This is a genomic window from Bacillus sp. FJAT-26390 (assembly GCF_001682865.1).
Taxonomy (GTDB): domain Bacteria; phylum Bacillota; class Bacilli; order Paenibacillales; family Paenibacillaceae; genus Pristimantibacillus.
Genome location: NZ_MAQX01000001.1, coordinates 1217304 through 1240246 on the forward strand (window position 1 = coordinate 1217304; position 22943 = coordinate 1240246).

Below are 22943 nucleotides of genomic sequence, written 5' to 3' on the forward strand. Positions count from 1 at the left end.
TACCCACAACGGAAGCATTCCATTCAACTTATCATTCCATGAGGAGAGAAAGAAATGACAGATGAGCGATATTTAAAGAGAACGATTGTGAAGGAAACCGTACCTAGCCGTTATTTGCCTGAGCAAGCACGCAACTTACGTATTTTTTTGCCGCCCGGCTATAATGAAGTGCTTAGCTATCCTGTCGTGTATTGCCAAGACGGCGAGGATTTTTTCAACTTCGGCAGAATTGCGACAACTGCAACGCGATTAATTTTGGACGAAGGGCTGGAGCCATTCATCATCGTTGGCGTAGACGTCGACAAAAAGCAGCGTACGGAGGAATATACGCCTGACGGCAATCGACATGAGGCTTATATTCGTTTTTTTGCGGAGGAGCTAATTCCGTTCGTCGAGGAGAAGTATGCTGTGCGGCAAGAGCCGGAGCACCGATTGTTAGCCGGCGATTCGCTGGGCGGTTCGGTTTCCTTGCATTTGGCGCTAAGCTACCCTCAGCTCTTTACACGTGTCATGTCCTTATCGGGCGCTTATTATGGCGTTTCCCAAAATATCATTTCAGAAGCAGGCGACCTGAGCTGGCTGAACATCTACATGATCGTTGGTTTGCAAGAGGATGCTTATGAAACGGATCGCGGCGTATTCGACTTTGTCGCTTTGAACCGCAATGCGAAGGCTCTCCTTGAGCTTAAGCAGGCTACTATCTTCTATGAAGAAAAAGACGGCAAGCATCAATGGGGCTTCTGGCAAAAAGAGCTTGACCGCGCTCTCTCCTATTTTATCGAGGTCGAATAACCGAAAAAAAGAAGCTGGCAGAATACTCCTAATGGAGATCAGCCAGCTTCTTTTTTATTTTCAAAACCTAATTAAAGATTCATATCGTTGCGGACACGCCCAAGCAGCTCCTTGCAGCCTGCTTCTACCAGTTCGTAGACAAAAGAGAAATTGCCATCATAATAAGGATCCGGCACATCGGCCGTTCCCCTATCAGGAAGAAGCTCCATAAACGTAAAGAGGCGGTCATGCTCCTTTGCGCCTTCTGATGCGCTTAGCAGCTTGCGCACATCGCGCAGGTTGTTTGTATCCATACATACAATGTAATCAAACGAAGCAAAATCATTGGACGTCACCAGACGTGCCTTCATGCCTTGATAAGATATCTGGTGCTCATCCAGCTGCTTCCGAGTTCCCTCGTGGGGCGGATGGCCGAGATGCCAGTCTCCGGTTCCCGCGGAATCAACTTCTATGACATCAGCTAAATTTGCCTGCGTCACCTGATAGCGCATAACCGCTTCTGCCATGGGAGACCTGCAAATGTTGCCAAGACAGACAAACAATATACGTGCCTTCATGAGTTGTCTCTTTTCTGCTGTTCATCAGCCGTATTAATATGAAGCGAGCGACGCGGTAGCTTCCACTTGTAATAGACGGATAACATACGGAATCCAATGATAACGACAAATAAGAACAAAAGCTCTAGGTTCGATTTAATCCATCCGAGTCCGATCACAAGTCCAGCTAGCATCGCCCATACCGCATAAATTTCATCCTTAAGCACAAGCGGCTTCCGTCCAGCGAGCACGTCGCGGATGATGCCTCCGCCAATCCCTGTTAGCATCGCAGCAACAAGCACTGCACTAAGCGGATGCTTCATCTGCGTGGCGTAAAGCGCGCCTTGAATGGCAAAGGCAGACAACCCAATCGCGTCAAAAAAAGCTTCGCTTCTGCGCCACCGCTGAATCCAGACGACTGGAAGCAGGAAGGCAATCGTCATCGCGATCATCGCGATTTTCAGCAAATAACCTTGGCTCCAAAGCGATGTAACCGGCATGCCGATCAGTAAGTTCCTTACCACTCCCCCGCCAAACGCCGTTACAAGGCCTAGCACGAATACGCCAAGAATATCGTACTCTTCTTCCATCGCAACGATCGCTCCGCTGACCGCGAAAGCGATGGTGCCGATAATACTGAAAATTCCGAAAATGTCCATACTCACAGCAATAGCTCCTCGCTTCCCGTCCATGAACCGGCAACTGGGGCCGATTCTTTCCTTCACCATTTTAGCTGGGTGTTTGCCGTTTCGCAACGACAAATTTCCGGGTAATCTTAGGCAGCAATAACATGATATTCTGTAGCCTCTAGTTTTTATGGAAGCAAAGGCTTTATACTTAAAGCATTACAAACATTTTCCCCTAAAAGAAAGGATAATTCCGTTATGCAGCCTCGCATCGTTATATGCACGGGCGGCCAGCTTGGCGCTTGGGCTCTTGAACATATTAAAACCGATGATTTGCTTATTGGAGCAGATAGCGGAGCACGATTTCTAATAAAGCAGGGATTTCGGCCGGATGTTGCGATCGGCGATTTTGACTCGGTATCCGAAGATGAGCTGCTAGAAATCCGCAAAAACAGCGGCCAAACGATTGCATGCGATCCCATCGACAAAAACTACACCGATACCGAAATGGCCGTACGGCTCGCCTTGGACATGCACCCGCGCGAACTTGTGCTCCTCGGCGCGCTTGGAACGAGATTTGACCATTCGCTTGCAAATGTTCACCTGCTCGCGCTAGCCGTTAAGCAGAATGTGCGTGCTACGATTATCGACAACCATAATAAGATTTCACTCGTGACGGACAAGGTCACCATTGAACAGCTTGGCTATCCAAACGTATCGCTGCTTCCGCTCACGATGCGGGTTGAAGGCATTACGCTCACCGGCTTTCAATATCCGCTCACTGATGCTGAATTAACGATTGGGCAGTCGCTTGGCATCAGCAATGTATTGCTCTCGCAGACGGGTAAAATCAAAATAAGCGATGGCCATTTGCTTGTGATCCAGAGCCGCGATTAGCCGAATGCATAGAAACAGCCGAGGTCTACGACCTTGGCTGTTCTTGTTCTACCTTATCCCTCTATAACTTGTTAGCAGAGCCAGCTAATAAATGTCTTCCTCCGGCGTAACAATGGTAAGTCCTTCCACATGCTTGCGATTCATCAGCTTGCGTGCTTTCCTATTTTCCACCGATTCAAAAACAATATCTAAATCATATTGCTCATCCGGGTAAAGCTTTGTTTTGGCAATATACAGCTTCATGCGTTTGTGGTTGAACGTTAATTTCTGCCCCTGCACCTGCACGATGACGTTTCCCCGTTCATCTGCTGGCCGGAATACGACTCCCATTCTCTTTAGCGGATAGATCCAGACCGCATCGCCTTTCTCAAATGGCTTAGCTGTTTTTTTGATCTGGGCAGGTCCATCGTTGGCACTCGTTCGTTTAGAGCTACTAGATGTCTCGAGTACCGCGCTAGATGCTTTAGCCTCAATTAGATCGTCTGCTTTCATAGCCGGAAGCTCCATTAGCGTTTCCGATAGAGGTGAAGCCTCCTTCCGCACTAACAGCTCCTCCGCACGCAACATGACGATTTCCGGCAATCCAAACCGTCTAGCAATGGCAAAAGCATGGCTGTCGCCTGCTTCGCCCATCTCTAACCGATAAAGCGGCTTGAGCGTATCGGCATCAAAGGCCATCTTGCCGTTTTGACAGCCAGCGGTACGGGCAGCGAAAGCTTTAATTTCGTTAAAATGTGTCGTAGCCGCAGCAAGCGCCTCTCGCTTGAGCAGCTGCTCGAGCAGCGCGATTGAAAGCGCGATTCCTTCAGTTGGATCAGTGCCGGCTGCAAGCTCATCCAGCAGAAGCAAAGCTCTCGGACCGGCAGCGATCATCATTTCCTTCAGAACGGTAATATGCGAAGAGAAGGTGCTAAGCGACTGCTCCAAGCTTTGGCCGTCTCCCACATCTGCGATCACATGCTCGAATATGCCAATCTCGCTCCCCTGCCCGGCAGGTACCAATAGCCCTGATTGCACCATAAGCACGAATAAACCGATCGTTTTTAAGGTTACCGTTTTGCCGCCAGTATTCGGACCTGTAATAATAAGCTGTTTCCAAGCATAACCAAGCTCAACATCCAAGGGCACGCTGTCTTGGCCTAATAAAGGGTGGCGAGCGCCTTTGAGACGAATGACAGGTTTCTCTGATAAACTGATCTTTTTTCCTTCGTAGGTGCGCGAGAGCTTGGCGCGTGCCGTAATGAAGTCAAAGGAAGCCATTGCCTCCACATTGCATTTCAGCTCGTAGGAGAACGATTCCGCGAGCTCGGACAGCCTTGCCAATATGACGGTACGTTCCCTCTCCTCCTCGGCTTTCCATTGCTGAAGTTCAACTTGAAGGTCTGCCACATCGATGGGTTCAACAAACAAGGTCTGTCCGCTCGCGGACTCATCCCACACCGTACCGGGCACTTGCTTGCGCAGCTCCCGCTTCACGGCGATAACGAAACGGTCGCGGCGCTTGCTGATGACTGGCTCTTGCAAAGAGGTTCGATACTTGTTTAGCGCATGCTCCATTTTTTTCTGAATCTTATCCTCAGAGGCGTAAATATGTCTTCGGATATAGGCTAGATCCGCGCTCGCTTGATCCGTCAATATGCCATAACGAATGCAGCGGTTCAGCTCCTCCCGAAGCGCAGGGCAATCATACATCGATTCCGCATATGCAGCTATCGTCGGTGCAATATCACGTTTGCTGTGCATATACTTTTTCATTTGCGTAACGGATGTGAGCCAGACGGAGAGCTGTTCGAGCTCCTGCTCGTTGTAAATTCTCCCTTTGCCCAGCAGAGAAAGAAATGGATCGATGCCTTCCATTGCGGATAACGGAATGCTGGCACCGCTACCGAGCAATGAAGCCGCCTCTTCCGTTTCTGTCAGCCATGCTTCAACCTGGCGCTGCTTTGTGCTTGGCGCAAGCCTCTCGGCTAACAGCCTTCCTGCCGGTGATACGGTCATGCTCACAACTCCGGCTTTGACCTTGTCGAACTCCAGCCGTTTCCATGATGCTTCATTCATTTTTGTTGCCTCCTCTAAATTTGGGTATAAAAAAAGACAGGAATAGAACGCGGGCGCGTTCCATTCCTGTCTAGGTCGACGTAAGCTCCAATACCGCTTCCATCGTTAACGAAATCGTTAGCATGAAAACGGGTATAAAAAAACCGCGCTGCGAGAGCACGGTGATTGGGCCGCTGTCGAATTGCTTCAGGCGGAAATCCTCATGTCCTTAACTCTTGGCGCCAGATCACGAAATAGAGCCTTGCCGCAGGGTACTTTTTTTGTACCGAGCATCAGTCGCAAGACCTTCGTTCATCTGACCGTATCCAATTTATGAGTTAAAGACACCAGCAAACATTAAAATTTCCCCTTTAAGCCTTATAGTGGTTAAAAAAAGGTTACTCCAATAATGTACAAAAAAGACAAGCGGATTGTCAAGCGATTAACAATTGATTTCCTTCAAATGGTGATGCTCATGCCTGTCCTGGCAAAATTCATCTGCTCTGGAAGAACATAATCCCTTCTAAGATCGATGTCATGCGACATATGAGTGAGCAGCGTCTGCTTTGGCTCCCATTTCTTCACAAGCGCAATGGCTTCAACCACGTCATAGACGGATCTCGTCTCATAGGCAAACGGCTCATGATAAAAGCTCGTTCCGAGCACAAGCAAGTCTAAATTAGCTAGCGGCTGCTGCATCTCCTCCGTCAAACCAATGGAGTCCGAGCAATATGCCCAGCAGCTGCCATTCTCCGTATGCTCGAACCGAAATGCGTATGCATAGCCATTTTTGCCATGGTTGACGCGCCAGCTAGACGCTCGCCATTTGCCAAGCATAATCGGCTGATCAAATGAATTGAACACGATTTGATTCGTGAGCCACGGGAAACGGTCCAATATTTCTCCAATCACTTCCGAAGGCGCAAACGCCTGCCCCTTCTTCTTCGTCCAGCGGCAAGCGTCTGCCCATTCCACAAGACCGCCAATATGGTCAAAATGCGCATGCGTAATCAGCATCGTATCTACTGCCCGCAAATCTGCCGCTTCTAATTGCTTCGAGAAATCCGGTCCGCAATCAATCCAAACCGTGCCCGCTTCCTGATCCTCAATCTGCAACGAGGATCGATATCGCCGATTCTCCCCGCTGGCACGCGCTTCCGTACATACCTCGCAGTCGCAATACATACGGGGTACGCCCATGGAGTCCCCCGTGCCTCTAAAGATTAAGTTTGTCATAGCGGAAGAAGCTCTAGCTTATCCGATGCGCGAATATGATCCATCATGCTGACCCATTCAGCCGGCTTATTCGGCAAAGCGGAATAGTAGCCCTCTAGAAACGTCGCTACAAGAGCAGCATCGATTGCTGTTAACTCCTCGTCCTGCGGCAGGAAGCATAAATCAAGTTCCGCCACCGCTTGTCCTTCATGGTCCCAAGAAGGATGAACATATCCGACATTGATCCGTTTGTAGCCGATATGCGATAGCACCTCGCGGCGTACATACGGATTCATCGGCGAGACGCCGCCGAAAGAATGGTCTGCAGCCCGGTAAGGATCATACACCTCGGCAAACATCCCGATTGGCGTAGTGCCCGACGCTTCAGCGAGCTTCACCAAGTCACGCTCGCGATTGCGGAGCAGAAAACGTCCAATGCCGAGTGAAGGCTTGCCTATAATCGTAAAATCGGTCATCGCTACACGCAGTTCGGGATAATAGCGATACTCCGTTGAACCGACCACTTCGCCCTCATGAATCGCCACATAAACATGAATTGTCGGATCTTCCAGCGGTTCACGCCAGAGCTCGTAAGCCAGAACCTCTTCAGGAGGGAATATCGTTTGCAAAAGCTTATGTAAAGGTCCAAAATAACGGTCTTCGATCGAAGTAATTCGATGGTAAATGAGCATAGTGTTTCTCTCCTTTAAAGAAATGGATTGCGCCACTCCATGATGGCTGCACAGTTATGCGACTGCTCGTCTTCTAGATAATGATGGGCAATGCCAATCGGCACCCGGCCGCATCTAAGCAAAAAGGTGATGACGGGATCGTTCCATTCTCCATGCATCACTTTATCCAAATAAGCCTCAGGTGAAATCTCATGGGCATGAGCGCCATAGCCGGGCATCCGGCCGCCTCCAAGCAGCCTTCGCAGTCCCAGCTGCACAACCGTCTCATACATCGATTGCATGAGCCATTTGCCAATGCCTGATTTGCGATATTCCGGTACGACGCAAATATCGATGACATAAAGCGTATCTCCGCTTGCATGATGATTACGAATGTAGCCCCGATCGGAGATAGTCTCCCATTCATGCTTGTCCGCATAATCATCCATATCGACGATTAACCCAGTCATCGAGCCTATCATGCGGCCGTTAATCTCCGCACATAAGGCTCCTTCAGGAAATCTTGTGACATGCTCCGTTAGCTGCTCCGTATTCCACCATAATTCAGAAGGGTATGGCGGCGGAAAGCTTGCTCGCTGAACGTCAATTAACGCTTCGAAATCTGAAGATATATAATTGCGGATAATAGCTTTTTCGGGCTTACCGTCAACAAACAAGTATAGCTCTTTGCGCATGGCGATCCACCTTCTTTTCTGCTTCATCCAGCAGGAATGCTGATTACTGCCAATCTGTATACAAGTCGGTACGACGGTCACGCCAAGTCGTAACTGAGCCTTTTTCTCTTACTTCCTCCAGCAGCGCCAGATCGAGGTCGGCCACGACGAGCATGTCATCGTTGATAATTCCTTCGCTCAAGATGCCGGCCGGCGGAAAAGGAATGTCATTGGGAGCAATAATCGCAGCTTGCCCAAAATTCGCCCGCATCAGATCGACTTTGCGTAGCGAACCGACTGTCCCTGTCGTTACGATGTAGACTTGATTCTCAACCGCTCTGGCATGGCAGCAATATCTAACGCGATAGAACCCATGCCGATCATCGGTACAGGATGGGCAGAAGATAACGTCTGCCCCCTTCGCACGCGCCATCCTTACGATCTCAGGAAATTCAATGTCGTAGCAGGTAAGCATCGCAACTGTCCCATAGGGGGTATCGAATACTTCTAGGCCATCACCCGCCGACATATTCCAGCCTTCTATCTCAGAAGGGGTAATATGAATTTTATGCTGCACATCGATTTTGCCATCCGGATGAAAAAGATGCGCGGCATTGCGGAGCGTGCCGTCAGCCATTTTAATGACATGCGTGCCGCCGACGATATATACCCCATATTCAGCAGCCAACGAACGAAAAAGGTGCAGGTAGTCTTCCGTGAAATCGGGAAGCCGATCAATGGGCAGCGCTTTCCCCTGCTCATCTCCGATGGACATCAGTTGGGTCGTCAAAAATTCTGGAAACAATACAAACTGAACCCCGTACTCCGAGGCATTTCGCACATAGTGCGTAACTTGCTCGGAAAATTGCTCAAATGAGCTAATATCTGCAAGCTTATATTGAACTGCTGCCGTGCGAAACTTCAATGTTCACAGCCTCCATCGCTAATTAGTTATTGTTTTCGCTGTTTGAACTGCAGCGTAATCGTCGTGCCTAAATCAGGCAAGCTAAATACATCAACCTTGCCTTCATGCAAATCAACGATTCGTTTGGCAATCGATAGTCCAAGCCCGACGCCGCCGGTAGCGCGGCTTCTAGCGCCGTCAACCCGGTAGAAACGTTCAAACAGATGCGGAATTTCATTTTCCGGTATGCCCATGCCTTTATCCTTGACCTCGATTTTGACGATATGCCTAACTAACGTAACCGTCACATCAATCGGGTCCTTCGAATATTTAATGGCATTGTCCAGCAAAATGACGAGCAGCTGCCTGATTTTGTCCTTGTCGCCAACCATGCGGACGACCTTGGACATCGCTTTTACGCGAATCGGACGCCCGAAGGTCGTTTGCAGCATCGTGGCCAGCTCATCGACAACTTGCACAACATCGAACAGCTCCTGGCGCAGCCAGTCCTCCTGCTCCGCCTCGGCAAGCATAAGCATCGACTTCGTTAAATTTTGCAAACGGTTGGCTTCCTTGTCGATCGCTTCGATGGCTTCATTGCGCAGGCTCTCGTCATCCCGTCCCCAGCGCTTTAGCATCCCGGCATAACTGCTAATAACCGTCAGCGGTGTCTTAAGCTCATGCGAAGCATCCGCAACGAACTGCTTCTGCTTCGCAAAGGTGCGGTCAAGCCGTTCTATCATTTGGTTAAAAGCGCGGACGAGCTGCAATAGCTCCGCCGATTCCTCGCGGCTGCTCAGCTCGATTTGTCTGAGCTTGCCGCTCCGGTCGATTTCGCGCATCGTATTAACCATCTGCTGAATGGGCGCCGTTAATCTCGAGGTGAACCAATACGTACCGAAAATCGCGAACAAGATCGCGCCACCGCTTGTAACGCTTAGCGCTGCAACCAGCACTTGCAAATAGTTGTCCAGCTCGTCCAAGATGCGGTTTACCTCAAGCATCGCGATAACGCGGTTCCCGTCATATAGCGGCACGCGCATAAACAAAATACGCTCTCCGCTTTTGGTAATCATCCCTGTGTGATGATGCGTCTCGAAGGTCGCCGGCAGCTCTTGAAGAAGCTTGTCCGAGCCCGTAATATTCATCACTCTGTTATTAGGCGCAATAATGCGAATCATTTCGTTAACGTTGTAGTATTCGTTGAGCAGCTCTGGAAAATTTAATCCTCGACCGCTCTGAATTCGGGGATTCTCAAGCATGAGATTCACCTTATTGGCAATAACCTCTTCTTCGCTTTCCGTCGTTATTTTGATCACATAAAAATAAACGAAAATATTGAACAGAATTAAAATAAAGATCAGCCAAAAAATCGTAAAAAGCGTGAACCGTTTGCGAAGTGTCATGCATCCGGCTCCTTTATCATATAGCCTACTCCACGAACCGTATGAATGAGCTTATGCCGGTACCCCTTGTCCAGCTTTTGGCGCAAATAACGAATGTATACATCGACCAGGTTCGTTTCACCAATAAAGTCATAGCCCCAAACCTCTGACAAAATATCCTCACGTGATTTTTCATCGTTTTTGTTCTCAACGAGATAGACAAGCAGCTCAAACTCACGCGGCGTCAGCTCAATCAAAATATCTTTCCGATACACTTTACGCGTACGCAGCTCAATCGTCAGATCTCCGACCTTAATCATATCGGAACCTTCCGCTTCTTTTGGATACTGCTGGAATATACGCAAAATGTTGCGAACCCGTGCAAGCAGCTCCTCCATGGCAAACGGTTTTGTTATATAGTCATTGGCTCCATGCTCGAAGCCGCTAACTTTATCCGGCACGGTATCGCGTGCAGTCAATAGTATGATGGGTACTGGATTGCCTGCTTGGCGCAGTAATCGCAGCACTTCAATGCCACTCATCTCAGGCAGCATGACGTCTAGCAAGACAAGCTCCCAATCGCCAGTGGAAGCCATTTCATAGCCGGTGCGCCCATCTGCTGCGGTCCCTACCGTATAACCTTCATGCTCCAGTTCAAGCTGCAATATTCGGGAAATGCCTGTTTCGTCTTCTACGACAAGAATACGTTCCTTCATCCTAGAGGTTCACCTGCTTCCTGTTGTAAATAATTTCTTGCCTTTAAGCAAAAGCGGCGTTCTTTATAAAAGAACGGTTAATTTTATCATAATGAAGACGTTTCACAAATGCAAGCAAGCCGATCTACAGAAAAAGTAGACCGGCGAATGCCGCTAGCAGAACTGCTTGCCAAGGTGGACGTTTCCATAGCTGGATAAACATAAAAAGTACAATGACGAGTACGAATTGAATCGATGTATTAACCGTATCTACGAATATCGGATCGTATAGAGCAGCTAGCAGGATGCCAACGATCCCAGCATTTACACCTTTTAAAGCGGACTGCGCCGTCCTGTTTTGCTTCAAAGCTTCCCAAAACGGAAGCGCGCCGATGACTAACAGAAACGCCGGCAGAAAAATAGCAACCAATGCAATTGCTGCATTTACGATTCGCATTGGGCCTTGCCCAAGTGCTGCGCCAATATAGGCTGCGAAGGTAAAGAGCGGTCCTGGCACAGCTTGAACCGCGCCATAACCTGACATAAATTGATCATTGGTGAGTTGGTTCGCACCCGAGCCAAGAAATGCTGCTTCCAGCATCGGAAGCACAACTGTCCTCCTCCAAATACGAGTGAACCCGCCCGGAAAAAACCGTCGATAAAACTTAATAATGAAGAGCCTGTCCATCTGCTGATGAATGGGAGAAAAAAAAGCAGCAGGAAAAATAAGAGCAGCATAACTACACCAACGACACGCCCTACAGGCTGAGAAGTTTGATCAACGTTTAATGGTTGGACGCTCTCCACCTGCGGTTTAAGCAGAAAAATGCCAACTGCCGCGCATAGGAGCAGCGGCAAAAGCTGCCCCCACATGCCGGGTACCAATAAAGCCATGCTAGCAGCACCAAGAGCTAGCGTTCCCCGCAGCCGGTCAGGCGCCAACGTTCTCGACATGCTCCACACTGCTTGAGCCACGATTGCAACGGCAGCCAGCTTTAAGCCTTGCAGCCATCCCGCATCATGAAGCGATACAATGTCCGCGCCATAGGCAAAGGCGACCATGAGCATGGCAGCCGGCATTGTAAATCCAAGCCAAGCCGCAATCGCGCCGGATATCCCCGCTCGCTTGACCCCGATTGCCATGCCAAGCTGGCTGCTTGCAGGACCGGGCAGAAATTGGCACAAGGTAACTAAATCCGCAAATGCCCGCTCATTAAGCCACTGGCGCCTAACCACGTATTCATCCCGAAAGTATCCGATATGTGCAATCGGCCCGCCGAAGGAGGTCATCCCTAGTTTGCATGCAGCCCAAAATACTTCCCATATCGCCGCTAGACTGAACACTCGCTTACTCATCCGTAGCTCACCTCTGGGTTTGCATTGACCAAGCTTCTACATCCCATGTTTTGGTAACCCAATCCTCATAGAAATCAGGTTCATGAGAAACGAGTACAACTGTGCCTCTATAAGCTTTAAGAGCTCTCTTCAATTCAGCTTTCGCAACGACATCCAAATGGTTCGTCGGCTCATCGAACAAAATCCAGTTGCTCTCGCGCAGCATCAGCTTGCAAAGGCGAACCTTCGCCTGCTCGCCGCCGCTTAGCTGGTTTAGTGCGCGTGTAATATGCTCATTTTTCAAGCCGCAGCGCGCAAGTGCAGCACGAACCTCATGCTGGTTCATAAAGGAAAACTCATCCCATACATCATCCAGCGGCGTCATCGTTGGCGCTTTCGCTTCTTGCTCGAAATAAGCAGGATTCAAATAGTCGCCGAGATAAGTTTTGCCATCAAGAGCCGGAATAACGCCAAGGATCGTCTTCAATAACGTCGATTTGCCGACACCATTGCAGCCTACAATCGCAATTTTATCGCCGCGTTCAATGACCATGTCCATTTTAGGCAGCAGCGGCTTGTTGTAGCCAATAACCATTCCTTCCGCTTCAAAGACGGTTTTGCCGCTCGTTCTGGATTCCCTAAAGTTAAACGTAGGTTTCGCCGCTTCTTCGGGCTTATCGATGCGGTCAATCCGATCAAGCTGCTTCTCCCGGCTTTTGGCACGGCCTGATGTTGAAGCACGAGCTTTGTTTTTATTGATGAATTCCTCTTGCTTCTTAATATAATCCTTCTGCTTTTCATAAGCATCGATGTGCTGCGCCTTATTCAGATCGGCCATTTCCAGGAATTTCTCATAATTAGCCGAATAACGCGTCATCTTCGTAAATTCAAGATGATAGATTACGTTGACGACTTGATTCATAAAGCCTGTTTCATGAGATATAAGAACAAAGGCATGCGGGTAGTTTTTCAGATAGTTGGTCAGCCAGTTAATATGCTCTTCATCCAAATAGTTCGTAGGCTCATCGAGCAATAGTACCCCTGGCTTCTCAAGCAATAGCTTGGCAAGCAAAACCTTCGTCCGCTGACCGCCGCTAAGCGCCGTAACATCGCGGTCAAGGCCAATCGCGTTAAGGCCTAATCCGTTTGCCATCTCATCAACCTTCACATCGATAAGATAGAAATCGCCAATCTCAAGCTCTTCTTGGATCTCGCCCATGCGGATGAGAAGCTGATCCAGTGTATCGGCATCGGCATCGCCCATTTGCGCTGCAATGCTGTTTAGCTCTTCTTCTAATACGAGCATGGGAAGAAATGCATCCTTAAGAACGTCGCGGATCGTCTTGCCTGCTTCAAGCTTCGTATGCTGATCCAAATAACCGTAACGAACGCGTGGCGTCCACTCTACCTTGCCCTCATCTTTTAATAGCTTGCCTGTCAAAATGTTCATAAGCGTCGATTTTCCGGTTCCATTCGCGCCAACCAGCCCTACATGCTCTCCGGCTAGCAGACGGAAGGATACATTTCGAAACAATACCCGATCGCCAAACGTATGTGATAATTGCTCCACTGTTAACAAACTCATTTGTCTTTTATCTCCATTCATGTATGCGCCTTAATAAAAACCTGCAACGATCTCGTTTTAACCCGTATCATTGTATCACATAAATGATCATTCCGTATTTATTTCATTGTAAATGAGCTTGAAAATGGGCATCAATGCTTGGCTCAATCGCTTTCGCAAACGCAAATCATCGGCAGCCCATACGCCATTCCATTGCAAGGTCAGCAAGGTCTCATCAGGGAGCTTAGGCACAATGGCGTGCGGCCCCTCCGGGAACAACGACAGCCATTCGTTTCTGCCGCGGAACGCCATATCCTTGTTCGCTATAAAATAGATTTTGCCGCCATTTGGATGAAGCTCTCGCTTAAGCGTGACCAATTGCCTTAACTCAGCCGCTTGCCACTTGGCGACAGCAGGATCTCCAACTGCAAATATGAATCGTGCTTGCCTCATTTGTGCCAGCGCATCCGGTTCGTTCCATTTCCCTGATAAATCGATTAAGTTAATCAAGCTTCCGGCATGATGAAGCATTTTATTAAATCTCTGCTCATCTAGCGCGGGTGTGGGATAGCCCTCCGAGCGAAGCGTGAACCAGCTTACGAAACTTTTGTCCTGCATGTAGTTAACATATCGTTGATCAAGTGCCCGGGTTTCCTTCCAGCGACTATTTTTTGCGCGCTTCTGCCCCGATAACCACGCATGCCATTCCGGTCTGGCATGCTCGTATTCTGCTGCTGAAACCGCAGTGCCCTGCTGCCCAAGTAACACAGCAAGCGTATGCGCAAGAAAAGTAGAGCCTGCCCCAGGCGCTAAAGATAACAGACAAATATTCATTCCGCGAGTCCGAGAATTTTCGTTGTACGGCGCTTCGTTGTTCTCCTCAGAAGATACCATTTGATTTGGCGCATAAGGCTTGAGCACCTCTTGCACCTCCAGCATCGTGTGATAACGTAATTTCGGATCAGGCTGCAGCAGACGCTGAATCACCGCAATAAACGCAGTCGGAATATCAGGCTGCAATTGCGCGAGAGCTGCGCGCTCTCCTCTGCTTGCAACTGCTTGTTGGTATATAGCTCCCCCGCTTGCCATGTAAAAAAGCAGCGCGCCCAGCCCGTAAATATCCGTCCGTTCGTCACTTTGCCCTGCACCCTCCTGCTCCGGCGCGGCGAAGCCGACCGTTCCAAGCTGGGCAGTGTCCCTCTGCTGTCCCTCCTTGAAATGGCGGGAGATGCCAAAATCAATGAGCTTTACCTGCCATTTATGATCAATCATGACGTTTGTTGGTTTCAAATCGCGGTGAATAATCGGCGGGCTATGACCATGCAAGTGGATAAGTGCGGCACAGAGCTGCAACCCGATATGAATGATTTGCCTGAAGGTCAATCCGGCATGGATGGAGCCAAACAGCTCCGCGACGGTGCGGCCGTCAATGTATTCCATGACCAGCGCTTCAAAGCCATGCTCCTCCGGCGCAAAATAATCCATAATTAACGGCAGCTGCGGATGGTTCATCTTCATCATCATAGAAGCTTCTTCTGCATAACTGCCGGCACCTGCCGGCAACGGCAAAATGACCTTAATCGCCCTTAGCTTGCTGGCAAGCTTGAGATCATCCGCAGCATAGACGACCCCCATGCCGCCACGTCCTAAAATACCCGCAATGCGGTACCGTCCGCCAACAACAGCACCGATTGCAAAGGGTGAAAATAATCGTTGCGAATCATTTTCTTCTTCCAAACTTGCCGCCCCCTTCGTAGAAACAAAAAAAAGCATCCCGACGCCGTTTGTAAGAGTACAAACGGCATCAGGATGCTTTCCTGACATCTAATTGATTAGTGCTACTTTAACATATAATGGATGAATAATACAGTCTTTAATGGATTAAAATACGCGTTTTTTGGAATTAAGCAGCTCCGCTAGAAACGCAAGCGCGAGACCTTGGCCCCAGCCCTGCACACGCTTGTGCGCCACGTCGCGGTAGCCCTGCTGATCATTCATGACAGCCGTGCCGGCAGACACATTCAGCACTGCGCCATCCTCTGTAATTTGGCTTAAAATCCCATCGATTGAGCGTTGAATGTATTTGTTGTACAAGGAGCCAAACGCGAATAACCCCGTTGCAATGCCCGCAGATCCCGATGTTTCATGGTAGGAAGTATCGTCGTTCAAAACCGTATGCCACAGTCCATTCTCGGCTTGCAGACGTACAAGTGTACTTAGTTGATCCCGCATAGACCCTTCGATAATCATAAAGGACGGATGCTGAACGGCGATATGAGGCAAAGTCTTCGCCATCGTCAGAGCTGCCCAGGAGTTGCCGCGTGCCCAAAAAATGGATGACATATGATTTTGCGCGATATTGTCCCAGCCATGGTAATACAGATTCGTAACCGGGTCCTGCAAGAAATGCTCATGACCGTGGTACTGCTTGAGACCATCCTCCAAGTAATCGGTACGCTCCAGCAAATGTCCCATCCGAACGAGGAAATAACCCGCCATCATCATTGTGTCTACCCAAGCCTGTTCGGGAAAATTGTACGTTTCGGAATTGACGGTATGCTGAAAAATGCCGTCTGCGAAACGAATCGCATCGTTTTTTAAGTATTCTGCCATTTGGATGGCAACGTCTAAATATTTTTGATTGTCGGTTGCTTTATAAAGCGAGATAAGCGCATGTCCAATCGATACGCCGTTGACGGATAGCTTTGGCAGTCCATCTTCAAGCTTCTCATCCACCCATTCCTGAAGCAGCTGAATGTAACGTTCGTTTCCGGTTGCTTCATACGCCTCGGCCACCCCGTAAAAAGCGACGCCTCCCGGCCAATCCCAGCTAAAGTCCATTCTAAATGTGCGGTCCACGACACGGTCGATCACTTCGAGAATATGATTTTCGTCAAATTGAAGCTGTGGCATTTCCATCTTCCTCTCCCCTGATTCCATTAGTTTCTACTTCAAGCCGCTTGTGCTGATACCTTCAACAATATACTTCTGAAAGGCAAAGAATATGGCAAGTACAGGAATTAAGCTGACAATGGACATCGCAAACATCGCGCCCCAGTTCGAAACGGTATCGCTGTCGAGGAACATCTTAAGTCCCATCGATACCGGGTACAAGCTTGGACGGTTCAGATAGAGAACCGGACCGAGCAAATCCTCCCAGCGCCAGTAAAAGGAGAAAATCGACGCCGTTGCCAGAGCCGGTACGACAAGCGGCAATATAATCCGGAAAAACAAGCGGAATTTTCCGCAGCCGTCGATGGTCGCCGCTTCGTCAAGCTCATTTGGAATCGTCCGAATGAACTGGATGAGCAAAAAGATAAAAAACGGAATGCCGAAATATTGCGGGATGACGATTGGTTTGATGGAATTGAGCCAGTGCAGCTTCGCGAACAATATATATTGCGGCACAAGCACGACGTCATGCGGCAGCATAAGCGTTACCATCATAATGCCGAACCAAAACGTTTTGCCTGCGAAGTTAAGCCTAGCAAATCCAAAGGCAATAAAAGCCGATGACAATACAGCCCCGATCGTCGACAAAATAACGATTTCGAGCGAGTTCATTATAAAGTTGCCGAACGACTGGCCCGCAATGCCGATCCAGCCGATTTTATAATTTTCCCAAATCCAAGGCTGCGGAATAAGCGAATCCGCCGTTGAGAAGATCAGATTGCTTTGCTTGAACGAGCTCATGAGCAGCCATAACACAGGGTAAACCATCACGAGCGCGAGGGCTGCAACAAAAATATGATAAATCGGCCACTTCAGCTTTTTCAACGTCATGATTAATGGCCACCTTTCGACTCGTAATGTACCCATTTCTTGGAGGTTGCGAACAGGATTCCCGTCAGAATCGCGATGATGATGAGCATAACCCATGCCATTGCCGACGCATAACCCATATCAAAATAAACGAACGCTTGGCGGAACAAGTAGAGGGAATAAAGAAGTGTCCCATCAAGCGGGCCGCCTTCGCCTTTTGAAATAATGTAAGCCGGAACGAAGGTCATAAATGCCCCAATGGTCTGCATGATCGTATTGAATAAGATGATCGGGCTGAGCATCGGCAGTGTAATTTTGAAGAAGCGAATAACAGGTCCTGCCCCATCGACGTTTGATGCTTCATACAATTCTGGCGGAATGTTTTTGAGTCCGGCTAGAAAAATGAGCATCGAGGAACCAAATTGCCAAACCGACAATGTAATGAGCATCCAGAGCGCAGCCGCTGGTTCAGCAAACCATCTCACGCTATCTAAACCGAGTGCATTCAGAAAAATGTTTATGACTCCTTCGTCGCCATACAGATTGCGCCACATAATGGAGACCGCTACGCTGCCGCCAATAATAGAAGGAAGATAATAAACCGTCCGATATAACCCGATTGCTTTCGAAGCTGTATTTAAGATCATAGCGATAAACAGTGCAAAGGCTAATCTAAGCGGAACACCTATAAATACGTACAGAAAGGTTACTTTAAGCGATGCCCAGAATTTCGAATCATCGGTAAACATGCTCTGGTAGTTCTCTAATCCGATAAAGGATGGTGTGGAGAGAAGATCGTAATCCGTAACGGAAAAATATAACGATGCAATGGCCGGAACCAATGTAAATAACAGAAATCCGATAACAAATGGTCCAATAAATGTGTAACCGATTAAGTTGTTTTTAAGTGATAGCGATTTCATCTCATCCAACTCCTATACGAAGTCTAACGTGCCAGCTATGAAAGGGCGATGGCCGATCTTAAGATTAGCCATCGCCTCTTCTCAACTTCGATTACTTGTTTTTCTTAAGGATGGCGGTTGCTTCGTCTCTAAATTTCTTAGCTGCTTCTTCCGGCTTAATTTTGTTGTAGTTCATTTGCTCAGCAAGACTCGTTAAGGATTTGAATACTTCAGCGGAACCGATTGGATCAGCAGGGTCCATTGGCGTGCTGTGCGACTCAGCCCACGCTACGTAATCGTATACTTGAACTTGCGCTTCCGTGGAAACCGCTTTTAACGCTTCTTTCACTTTAGCCGACACCGGGACGCCGCGATCGCCCAAGATAAGTTTGTTAGCTTCGATATCATTGACGAAGAAGTTGATAAATTTAGCTGCTTCTTCTTTTACTTTTGAATTCTCAGAGACGGAGAAGAACATGCTTGGCTTCAGGAACAAACCTTTTTCCATGTTAGGGCCAGCCATTGGAGCGATTGCGAGCGGACGGTTAGCCACCTGCTGCAAGCCAACATATTGGTTCGACCACTGCCATACGCCAATCCCTTGATTAAGTACTAGATGGCTGTCTTCCGCGCCTTTGATTTGAGCAAGCACGTCAGGTGAAGGTACAGCGCCATCAATTACGAGTTTAGCCATCATACCGAAGAAATCAGTGAACATCTGATCATCTTCATAACCAAGGCCAGTGCCTTCAGCGTTAAACAACGTTTTGTCTAAAGTACGGAGGTAGTATCCGAAAAATACTTCAGGGCGCATGCCGTTATCGAAGTATAGGCCAGCTGCTTTGGCTTTAGCTGCCATTGCTACATAATCATCCCAAGTGAAGTTTTCAGGGATGGATTCGATGCCTGCTTTTTTCAGAAGAGCTGGATCATAGTTGAATCCAAGAGCATTTACGCCAAGGTTCATGCCGTAGAGGCCGTCGCCCAATTTACCGCCGTCAATCGCATTTTGGCTAATGTCGCTTACGTCGATTTGATTGCCAAGGTAAGGAGTCAAGTCAGCAAGCTGCTTTCTGCCCGCATATTGCGAGTAGTTTTGCGTATCGATTTGGATAATGTCAGGAAGCTCGTTTGCTGCTGCTTGCGGAGCAAGCTTTTTCCAATAATCATCATAGTTCGCATATTCCATTTCAATGGTTACGTTAGGGTTTTTAGCTTTGTACATTTCGATAACCTTCATCGTGTAATCATGACGAGGCTGACCGCCCCACCAAGCGATGCGCAGCGTGACCGGCTTCGCTTCCGCAGGCTCTTCTTTCACTGCATTACTCGATTTAGGAGTGTTCGTGGTGTTAGCCGCATTGCCGTTTCCTGAGTTGTTGCCTCCGCAAGCGCTTACGAGAACCAGCGCAAAAGCCATGAGCATAAAAAGCATTTTTTTCGGTGCTTTCATTGTGTTACGCCCCTTCCAGACTCTTTAATGTTGTTTACAAGTTTTATTATAGGTCGTATGCCTTGTTGCCGGAATTCAAAAAACCGCTTTCTTTGTTAAAAAAACAGAGGTCGCCATTATGGCGACCTTTTATATTCCGATGGAGTAAAGCCGGTATGCTTTTTGAACACTTGACTAAAATATTGCGGGTTATCGCCAAAGCCAAACTTCTCGGCCAACTCAAACACCTTCACATCGCCAGTTCTCTCGATTTCCTCCATCGCCTTGTCCATTCTTAAACGAACGACATAATTGGAAAATTTCTCGCCAGTCTCCTTTTTGAACAGCTTGCCTAAATAATCGGCATTCATGTACAGAATCTCGCTGGCTACCCAGTTCAGTGATAATGCAGGATTCGAAATATGCTCCTCGATGACCAGAATCATTTTATGAATAATAGACGAGTGCTTCTTGGAATGGGTATGAAAATTGTTCAAGCATATTTTCTCCGCGTTTTCGGTGACGAACTGCTCTGTTGCCCGCAGCGTCGTAAATTGATCGAAGCTGGCGATTTTTTTCAAATAATCATTGATTTCCTCCGGCTTCCCTTGCCTAACTATGGAAATATAGAGCGGGATAACATACGATTTGGACAAATGCATATCCATTCGGCTGTCTGCCAGCAGTCTAAAATAGTTTTGCAGCTCTGCGTGAACGAAAGACCAATCACCCGATTTCACATGCATGCTAAGCGGCTCTTCATCATAAAAGAATGGCTTAAGCGCGCTATCGTCTCCGCGTTCAACATCCTTCTGCGTAATGATGCTGCCCTCACCCAAATAAAACTGGTAGTTTAAGCATTCAAGCGTATCCCGGTACATTTTGCGGGCATGTATAATGGCTCCGGCATCGCTAACGGCAACCGTCGCATCCATCTTATAATAGGTCGAGAACGTTTTTTTAATCTCATTCAGCCATACAAATAATTGATCTGCTTCGGCAACCGCTTCAATCAACAGCAGCACATGTTTCCCGATCGTCGTGCTGAGAAGCACATTCGAGCTGCCGAGTACGTCCTGCGCAATATTTTTGACTGCAAACATATGCTCAAATTCGAAATTCCCTTCGATTTGGAACAAAAGCAGCTGTACCTTATCATTCTCAATCGTTAGATGAAATAAATTTCCATAGTCATCCCAATCGCGCTGCCCATATGTTTTATTCGTAACGAGCTCCTTCAAAAACTGCTCCTTCGCGTGAGGAAGCACCTTTGACAATTCCTTCTGGATATTCAGCATGAAGTTTTCCTTTGATTGCTCTTTCTCCAGCTCCGCTATAACTTCCGTTAATGCGTCCGTAATCGTATTCTCATTACAGGGCTTGAGCAAATAGTGCTTGACGCCATATTGCATAGCCGAGCGTGCATAATCAAATTCACTGAACCCAGACAATAAAATGAAGACGATGTGCGGATATCTCTCGTACACTTTCTCGACTAGCTGCAGCCCGTTCATGCCAGGCATTTTAATATCGGAAATGACAATGTCGGGCAGATTCGCTTCGATAAAAGCCATCGCCTCCAGCCCGTTGCGGGCAGTGCCGGCAAGCTCCGTATGAAATGCGTTCCAATTCACCGTGCGCGATATGCCTTCTACGATAATTCGCTCGTCATCGACAAGCAGCACCTTATACATGGATATCCCTCATTTCGTAAGGAAGCATTAGCGTAACTCTCGTGCCACCGTTTGGTTCGCTATCAACAGAAAGCCCATAGGCTTCGCCGTATAGAAGCTTAATGCGGTCCTCGATATTTTTCAAGCCTAAGCCTGAGCCTTTTGTTTTCACTTGACCGCTAAGCAGCTGTGCAACAAATGACTCCTCCATGCCAGGACCGTTATCCTCGACCGAGATGTACAACAGCTTGTCCTCTACATAAGCATGAATGCTAATTTTGCACGTATCAATCATTTGCTCCAGCCCATAATTGATCGCATTCTCGACGAGCGGCTGCAGCGAAAGCTTCGGAATGCTGCAATAGAGCAGCTTCTCAGGCACGTCCACATGGAAATCCAGCCGTTCCTCGAATCGATATTTTTGGATCGTCACATAATGATTGATAATATCAAGCTCCTTGCTCAGCGGAATGAGCGGCTCCTTGAGATTGATAGAGGTTCTGAGCAGCGAGCCCAATGCTTCGACCATTTGCGAAATATGCGTCTGGTTGTTCAGCTTGGCCGACCAGTTGATCGACTCCAGCGTATTGTACAAAAAATGAGGGTTGATCTGCGCCTGAAGCGCCTTGAACTCCGTATCGCGAATCGTCAGCTGCTTCACGTAGTTCTCATGGATAAGCTCATTGATGCGCTCCACCATGATGCGAAAATTCCGATGCAATTGTCCGGCTTCATCCATCGCAAGCGGCCGCTCGTTCGGCTCTTCCGTGTATTCGAAATTGCCGAGCTGCACCTTTTTCATTTTTGCATTCAACCGTTCTATCGGCTCCGTAATCCCTTTCGCAAAACTGACGGCTATAAAGAGAATGACGATGAACAGTATCGCAAAAATGAGTATAATCGTATTTTTCACCTTCGCAACGCGTTCAAAAATATCATCAAAAGGAATGAGCGTATAGTAGGTCCAATCGGTATACGTTGATGCAATATACGTTACGAAGTACTGCTTGCCCTCAGAACGGATGACCTTATAACCTTCCTTGCCGGTTAACTCAGATAACTTATCGATCGGAAAAGCGGAGGCTTCCGGGTATACCGCTTCGTTATTTTTCATGATGATGAGCTGTGCGTCATTGCTGTTCATACCCTTGGCAAGGTCGCGAAACAGCTTGTTCATATCGATGCGCAGCGCTAAAGTGCCGATATAGTCTAGTTTCAGCTGCTGAAAGGATCTCACCTCACGCGCTGCAATTAAGGACTTATCGTTGCTGTAAGGCGCAATCCACGTGTTACCGCCCTTGTTCACCGCCGTTAATTTCTTATAAACGTCCAGACGGTCCTGATATACGGTTACCGAGTTGGCGCCAACCGCATACTCATTGTCGTTCACGTCATACAGCTGGGCGGAGAGCACATATTTATCAAGCGCGCCGATGTTAACCATTCGTTCCTTCACCGTCAGTTGGACGACATAATTATCGTAATCAGACAAGCCGCTCTTGATCGATCTCAAATAGTTTTGAATGGTCGAATCCGTCGCGAGCATGAACGTCAGCTTCTCCATTTTCTTTAATTCGTTCTCGATGCTGATGGATGATAGGCTGAGCGCCTTAGAAGACTGTTTATAGATCTCCTGATCATAAAAATCAAAAGCATATTGCTGAATCACAATAGCAAGCACGGCAACGACAAGCATGATGACTGAGATCAGCACAAACATCTTGTGTTTGATCCGCAAATTCGTATAAAGCGCTTTCAAATTAGGCACTAAAAAAAGCCTCCTACCCACGATAAGATGGTTTCAGCTATTGTTGGCAAGCCCTTATACTTCTGATTGCAAAAA

General features: G+C 48.1%; 19 protein-coding genes and 1 pseudogene. 2 read left to right on the forward strand and 18 right to left on the reverse strand.

Annotation, left to right across the window (positions count from 1 at the left end; genetic code table 11):
• The first annotated feature begins 54 nt into the window (after positions 1-54).
• Complete coding sequence (locus A7975_RS05795) at positions 55-792, forward strand: alpha/beta hydrolase (protein WP_053376204.1); 738 nt, start codon at positions 55-57, stop codon at positions 790-792.
• 71 nt (positions 793-863) lie between these two features.
• Here the strand turns inward: A7975_RS05795 and A7975_RS05800 are convergent, their stop codons facing one another.
• On the reverse strand, positions 864-1349 hold the full coding sequence (locus tag A7975_RS05800) for a low molecular weight protein-tyrosine-phosphatase (RefSeq protein ID WP_065384461.1): 486 nt from the start codon (positions 1347-1349) through the stop codon (positions 864-866).
• Positions 1346-1987, reverse strand: a complete 642-nt coding sequence (locus A7975_RS05805) for a trimeric intracellular cation channel family protein (protein WP_053376206.1) — start codon at positions 1985-1987, stop codon at positions 1346-1348. The genes A7975_RS05800 and A7975_RS05805 overlap by 4 nt, the downstream gene beginning before the upstream one ends.
• A gap of 225 nt (positions 1988-2212) precedes the next feature.
• Between A7975_RS05805 and A7975_RS05810 the strand changes: the two genes are divergently transcribed.
• Positions 2213-2851 carry a thiamine diphosphokinase gene (locus A7975_RS05810; RefSeq protein ID WP_065384462.1) on the forward strand — a complete coding sequence of 213 codons (639 nt, stop codon included), beginning with the start codon at positions 2213-2215 and terminating at the stop codon, positions 2849-2851.
• 84 nt (positions 2852-2935) lie between these two features.
• Here the strand turns inward: A7975_RS05810 and A7975_RS05815 are convergent, their stop codons facing one another.
• From A7975_RS05815 to A7975_RS05890, 16 genes and pseudogenes are all read right to left on the reverse strand, one after another.
• Entirely contained in the window at positions 2936-4909 is a 1974-nt protein-coding gene (locus A7975_RS05815; protein ID WP_065384463.1) for an endonuclease MutS2, read from the reverse strand.
• Positions 4910-5347: 438 nt separating this feature from the next.
• Positions 5348-6124, reverse strand: a complete 777-nt coding sequence (locus A7975_RS05820; RefSeq protein WP_065384464.1) for an MBL fold metallo-hydrolase — start codon at positions 6122-6124, stop codon at positions 5348-5350.
• On the reverse strand, positions 6121-6795 hold the full coding sequence (locus A7975_RS05825) for a GNAT family acetyltransferase (protein WP_065384465.1): 675 nt from the start codon (positions 6793-6795) through the stop codon (positions 6121-6123). Before A7975_RS05825 ends, A7975_RS05820 begins: the two co-directional genes overlap by 4 nt.
• Before the next feature lie 14 nt (positions 6796-6809).
• Complete coding sequence (locus A7975_RS05830) at positions 6810-7469, reverse strand: GNAT family N-acetyltransferase (RefSeq protein ID WP_065384466.1); 660 nt, start codon at positions 7467-7469, stop codon at positions 6810-6812.
• Positions 7470-7512: 43 nt separating this feature from the next.
• Positions 7513-8373: a carbon-nitrogen hydrolase family protein gene (locus tag A7975_RS05835; protein ID WP_065384467.1), complete on the reverse strand. Its 861-nt coding sequence runs from the start codon at positions 8371-8373 to the stop codon at positions 7513-7515.
• A gap of 26 nt (positions 8374-8399) precedes the next feature.
• Positions 8400-9758 (reverse strand): HAMP domain-containing sensor histidine kinase, encoded by a 1359-nt coding sequence (locus A7975_RS05840; RefSeq protein WP_053376213.1) that lies wholly within the window; start codon positions 9756-9758, stop codon positions 8400-8402.
• Positions 9755-10453 carry a response regulator transcription factor gene (locus A7975_RS05845; protein WP_053376214.1) on the reverse strand — a complete coding sequence of 233 codons (699 nt, stop codon included), beginning with the start codon at positions 10451-10453 and terminating at the stop codon, positions 9755-9757. Before A7975_RS05845 ends, A7975_RS05840 begins: the two co-directional genes overlap by 4 nt.
• A 124-nt stretch (positions 10454-10577) precedes the next feature.
• Positions 10578-11788, reverse strand: a pseudogene (chrA, locus tag A7975_RS05850) (chromate efflux transporter).
• 7 nt (positions 11789-11795) lie between these two features.
• The gene (locus A7975_RS05855; RefSeq protein WP_065384468.1) at positions 11796-13352 is read right to left on the reverse strand and encodes an ABC-F family ATP-binding cassette domain-containing protein; all 1557 of its coding nucleotides are present in this window, start codon (positions 13350-13352) and stop codon (positions 11796-11798) included.
• Between the two features lie 87 nt (positions 13353-13439).
• Positions 13440-15068: a serine/threonine-protein kinase gene (locus A7975_RS05860; RefSeq protein ID WP_065384469.1), complete on the reverse strand. Its 1629-nt coding sequence runs from the start codon at positions 15066-15068 to the stop codon at positions 13440-13442.
• Between the two features lie 144 nt (positions 15069-15212).
• Complete coding sequence (locus tag A7975_RS05865) at positions 15213-16244, reverse strand: glycoside hydrolase family 88/105 protein (protein ID WP_065384840.1); 1032 nt, start codon at positions 16242-16244, stop codon at positions 15213-15215.
• A gap of 33 nt (positions 16245-16277) precedes the next feature.
• Complete coding sequence (locus A7975_RS05870) at positions 16278-17114, reverse strand: carbohydrate ABC transporter permease (protein ID WP_053376218.1); 837 nt, start codon at positions 17112-17114, stop codon at positions 16278-16280.
• 2 nt (positions 17115-17116) lie between these two features.
• Entirely contained in the window at positions 17117-18016 is a 900-nt protein-coding gene (locus A7975_RS05875; RefSeq protein WP_053376219.1) for a carbohydrate ABC transporter permease, read from the reverse strand.
• Between the two features lie 91 nt (positions 18017-18107).
• Complete coding sequence (locus A7975_RS05880; RefSeq protein ID WP_065384470.1) at positions 18108-19448, reverse strand: ABC transporter substrate-binding protein; 1341 nt, start codon at positions 19446-19448, stop codon at positions 18108-18110.
• Between the two features lie 116 nt (positions 19449-19564).
• Positions 19565-21121 (reverse strand): response regulator transcription factor, encoded by a 1557-nt coding sequence (locus A7975_RS05885; protein ID WP_065384471.1) that lies wholly within the window; start codon positions 21119-21121, stop codon positions 19565-19567.
• A complete protein-coding gene (locus tag A7975_RS05890; RefSeq protein WP_053376222.1) occupies positions 21114-22868 on the reverse strand; it encodes a sensor histidine kinase in 1755 nt (584 codons plus the stop codon). The genes A7975_RS05885 and A7975_RS05890 overlap by 8 nt, the downstream gene beginning before the upstream one ends.
• Between the last annotated feature and the right edge of the window lie 75 nt (positions 22869-22943).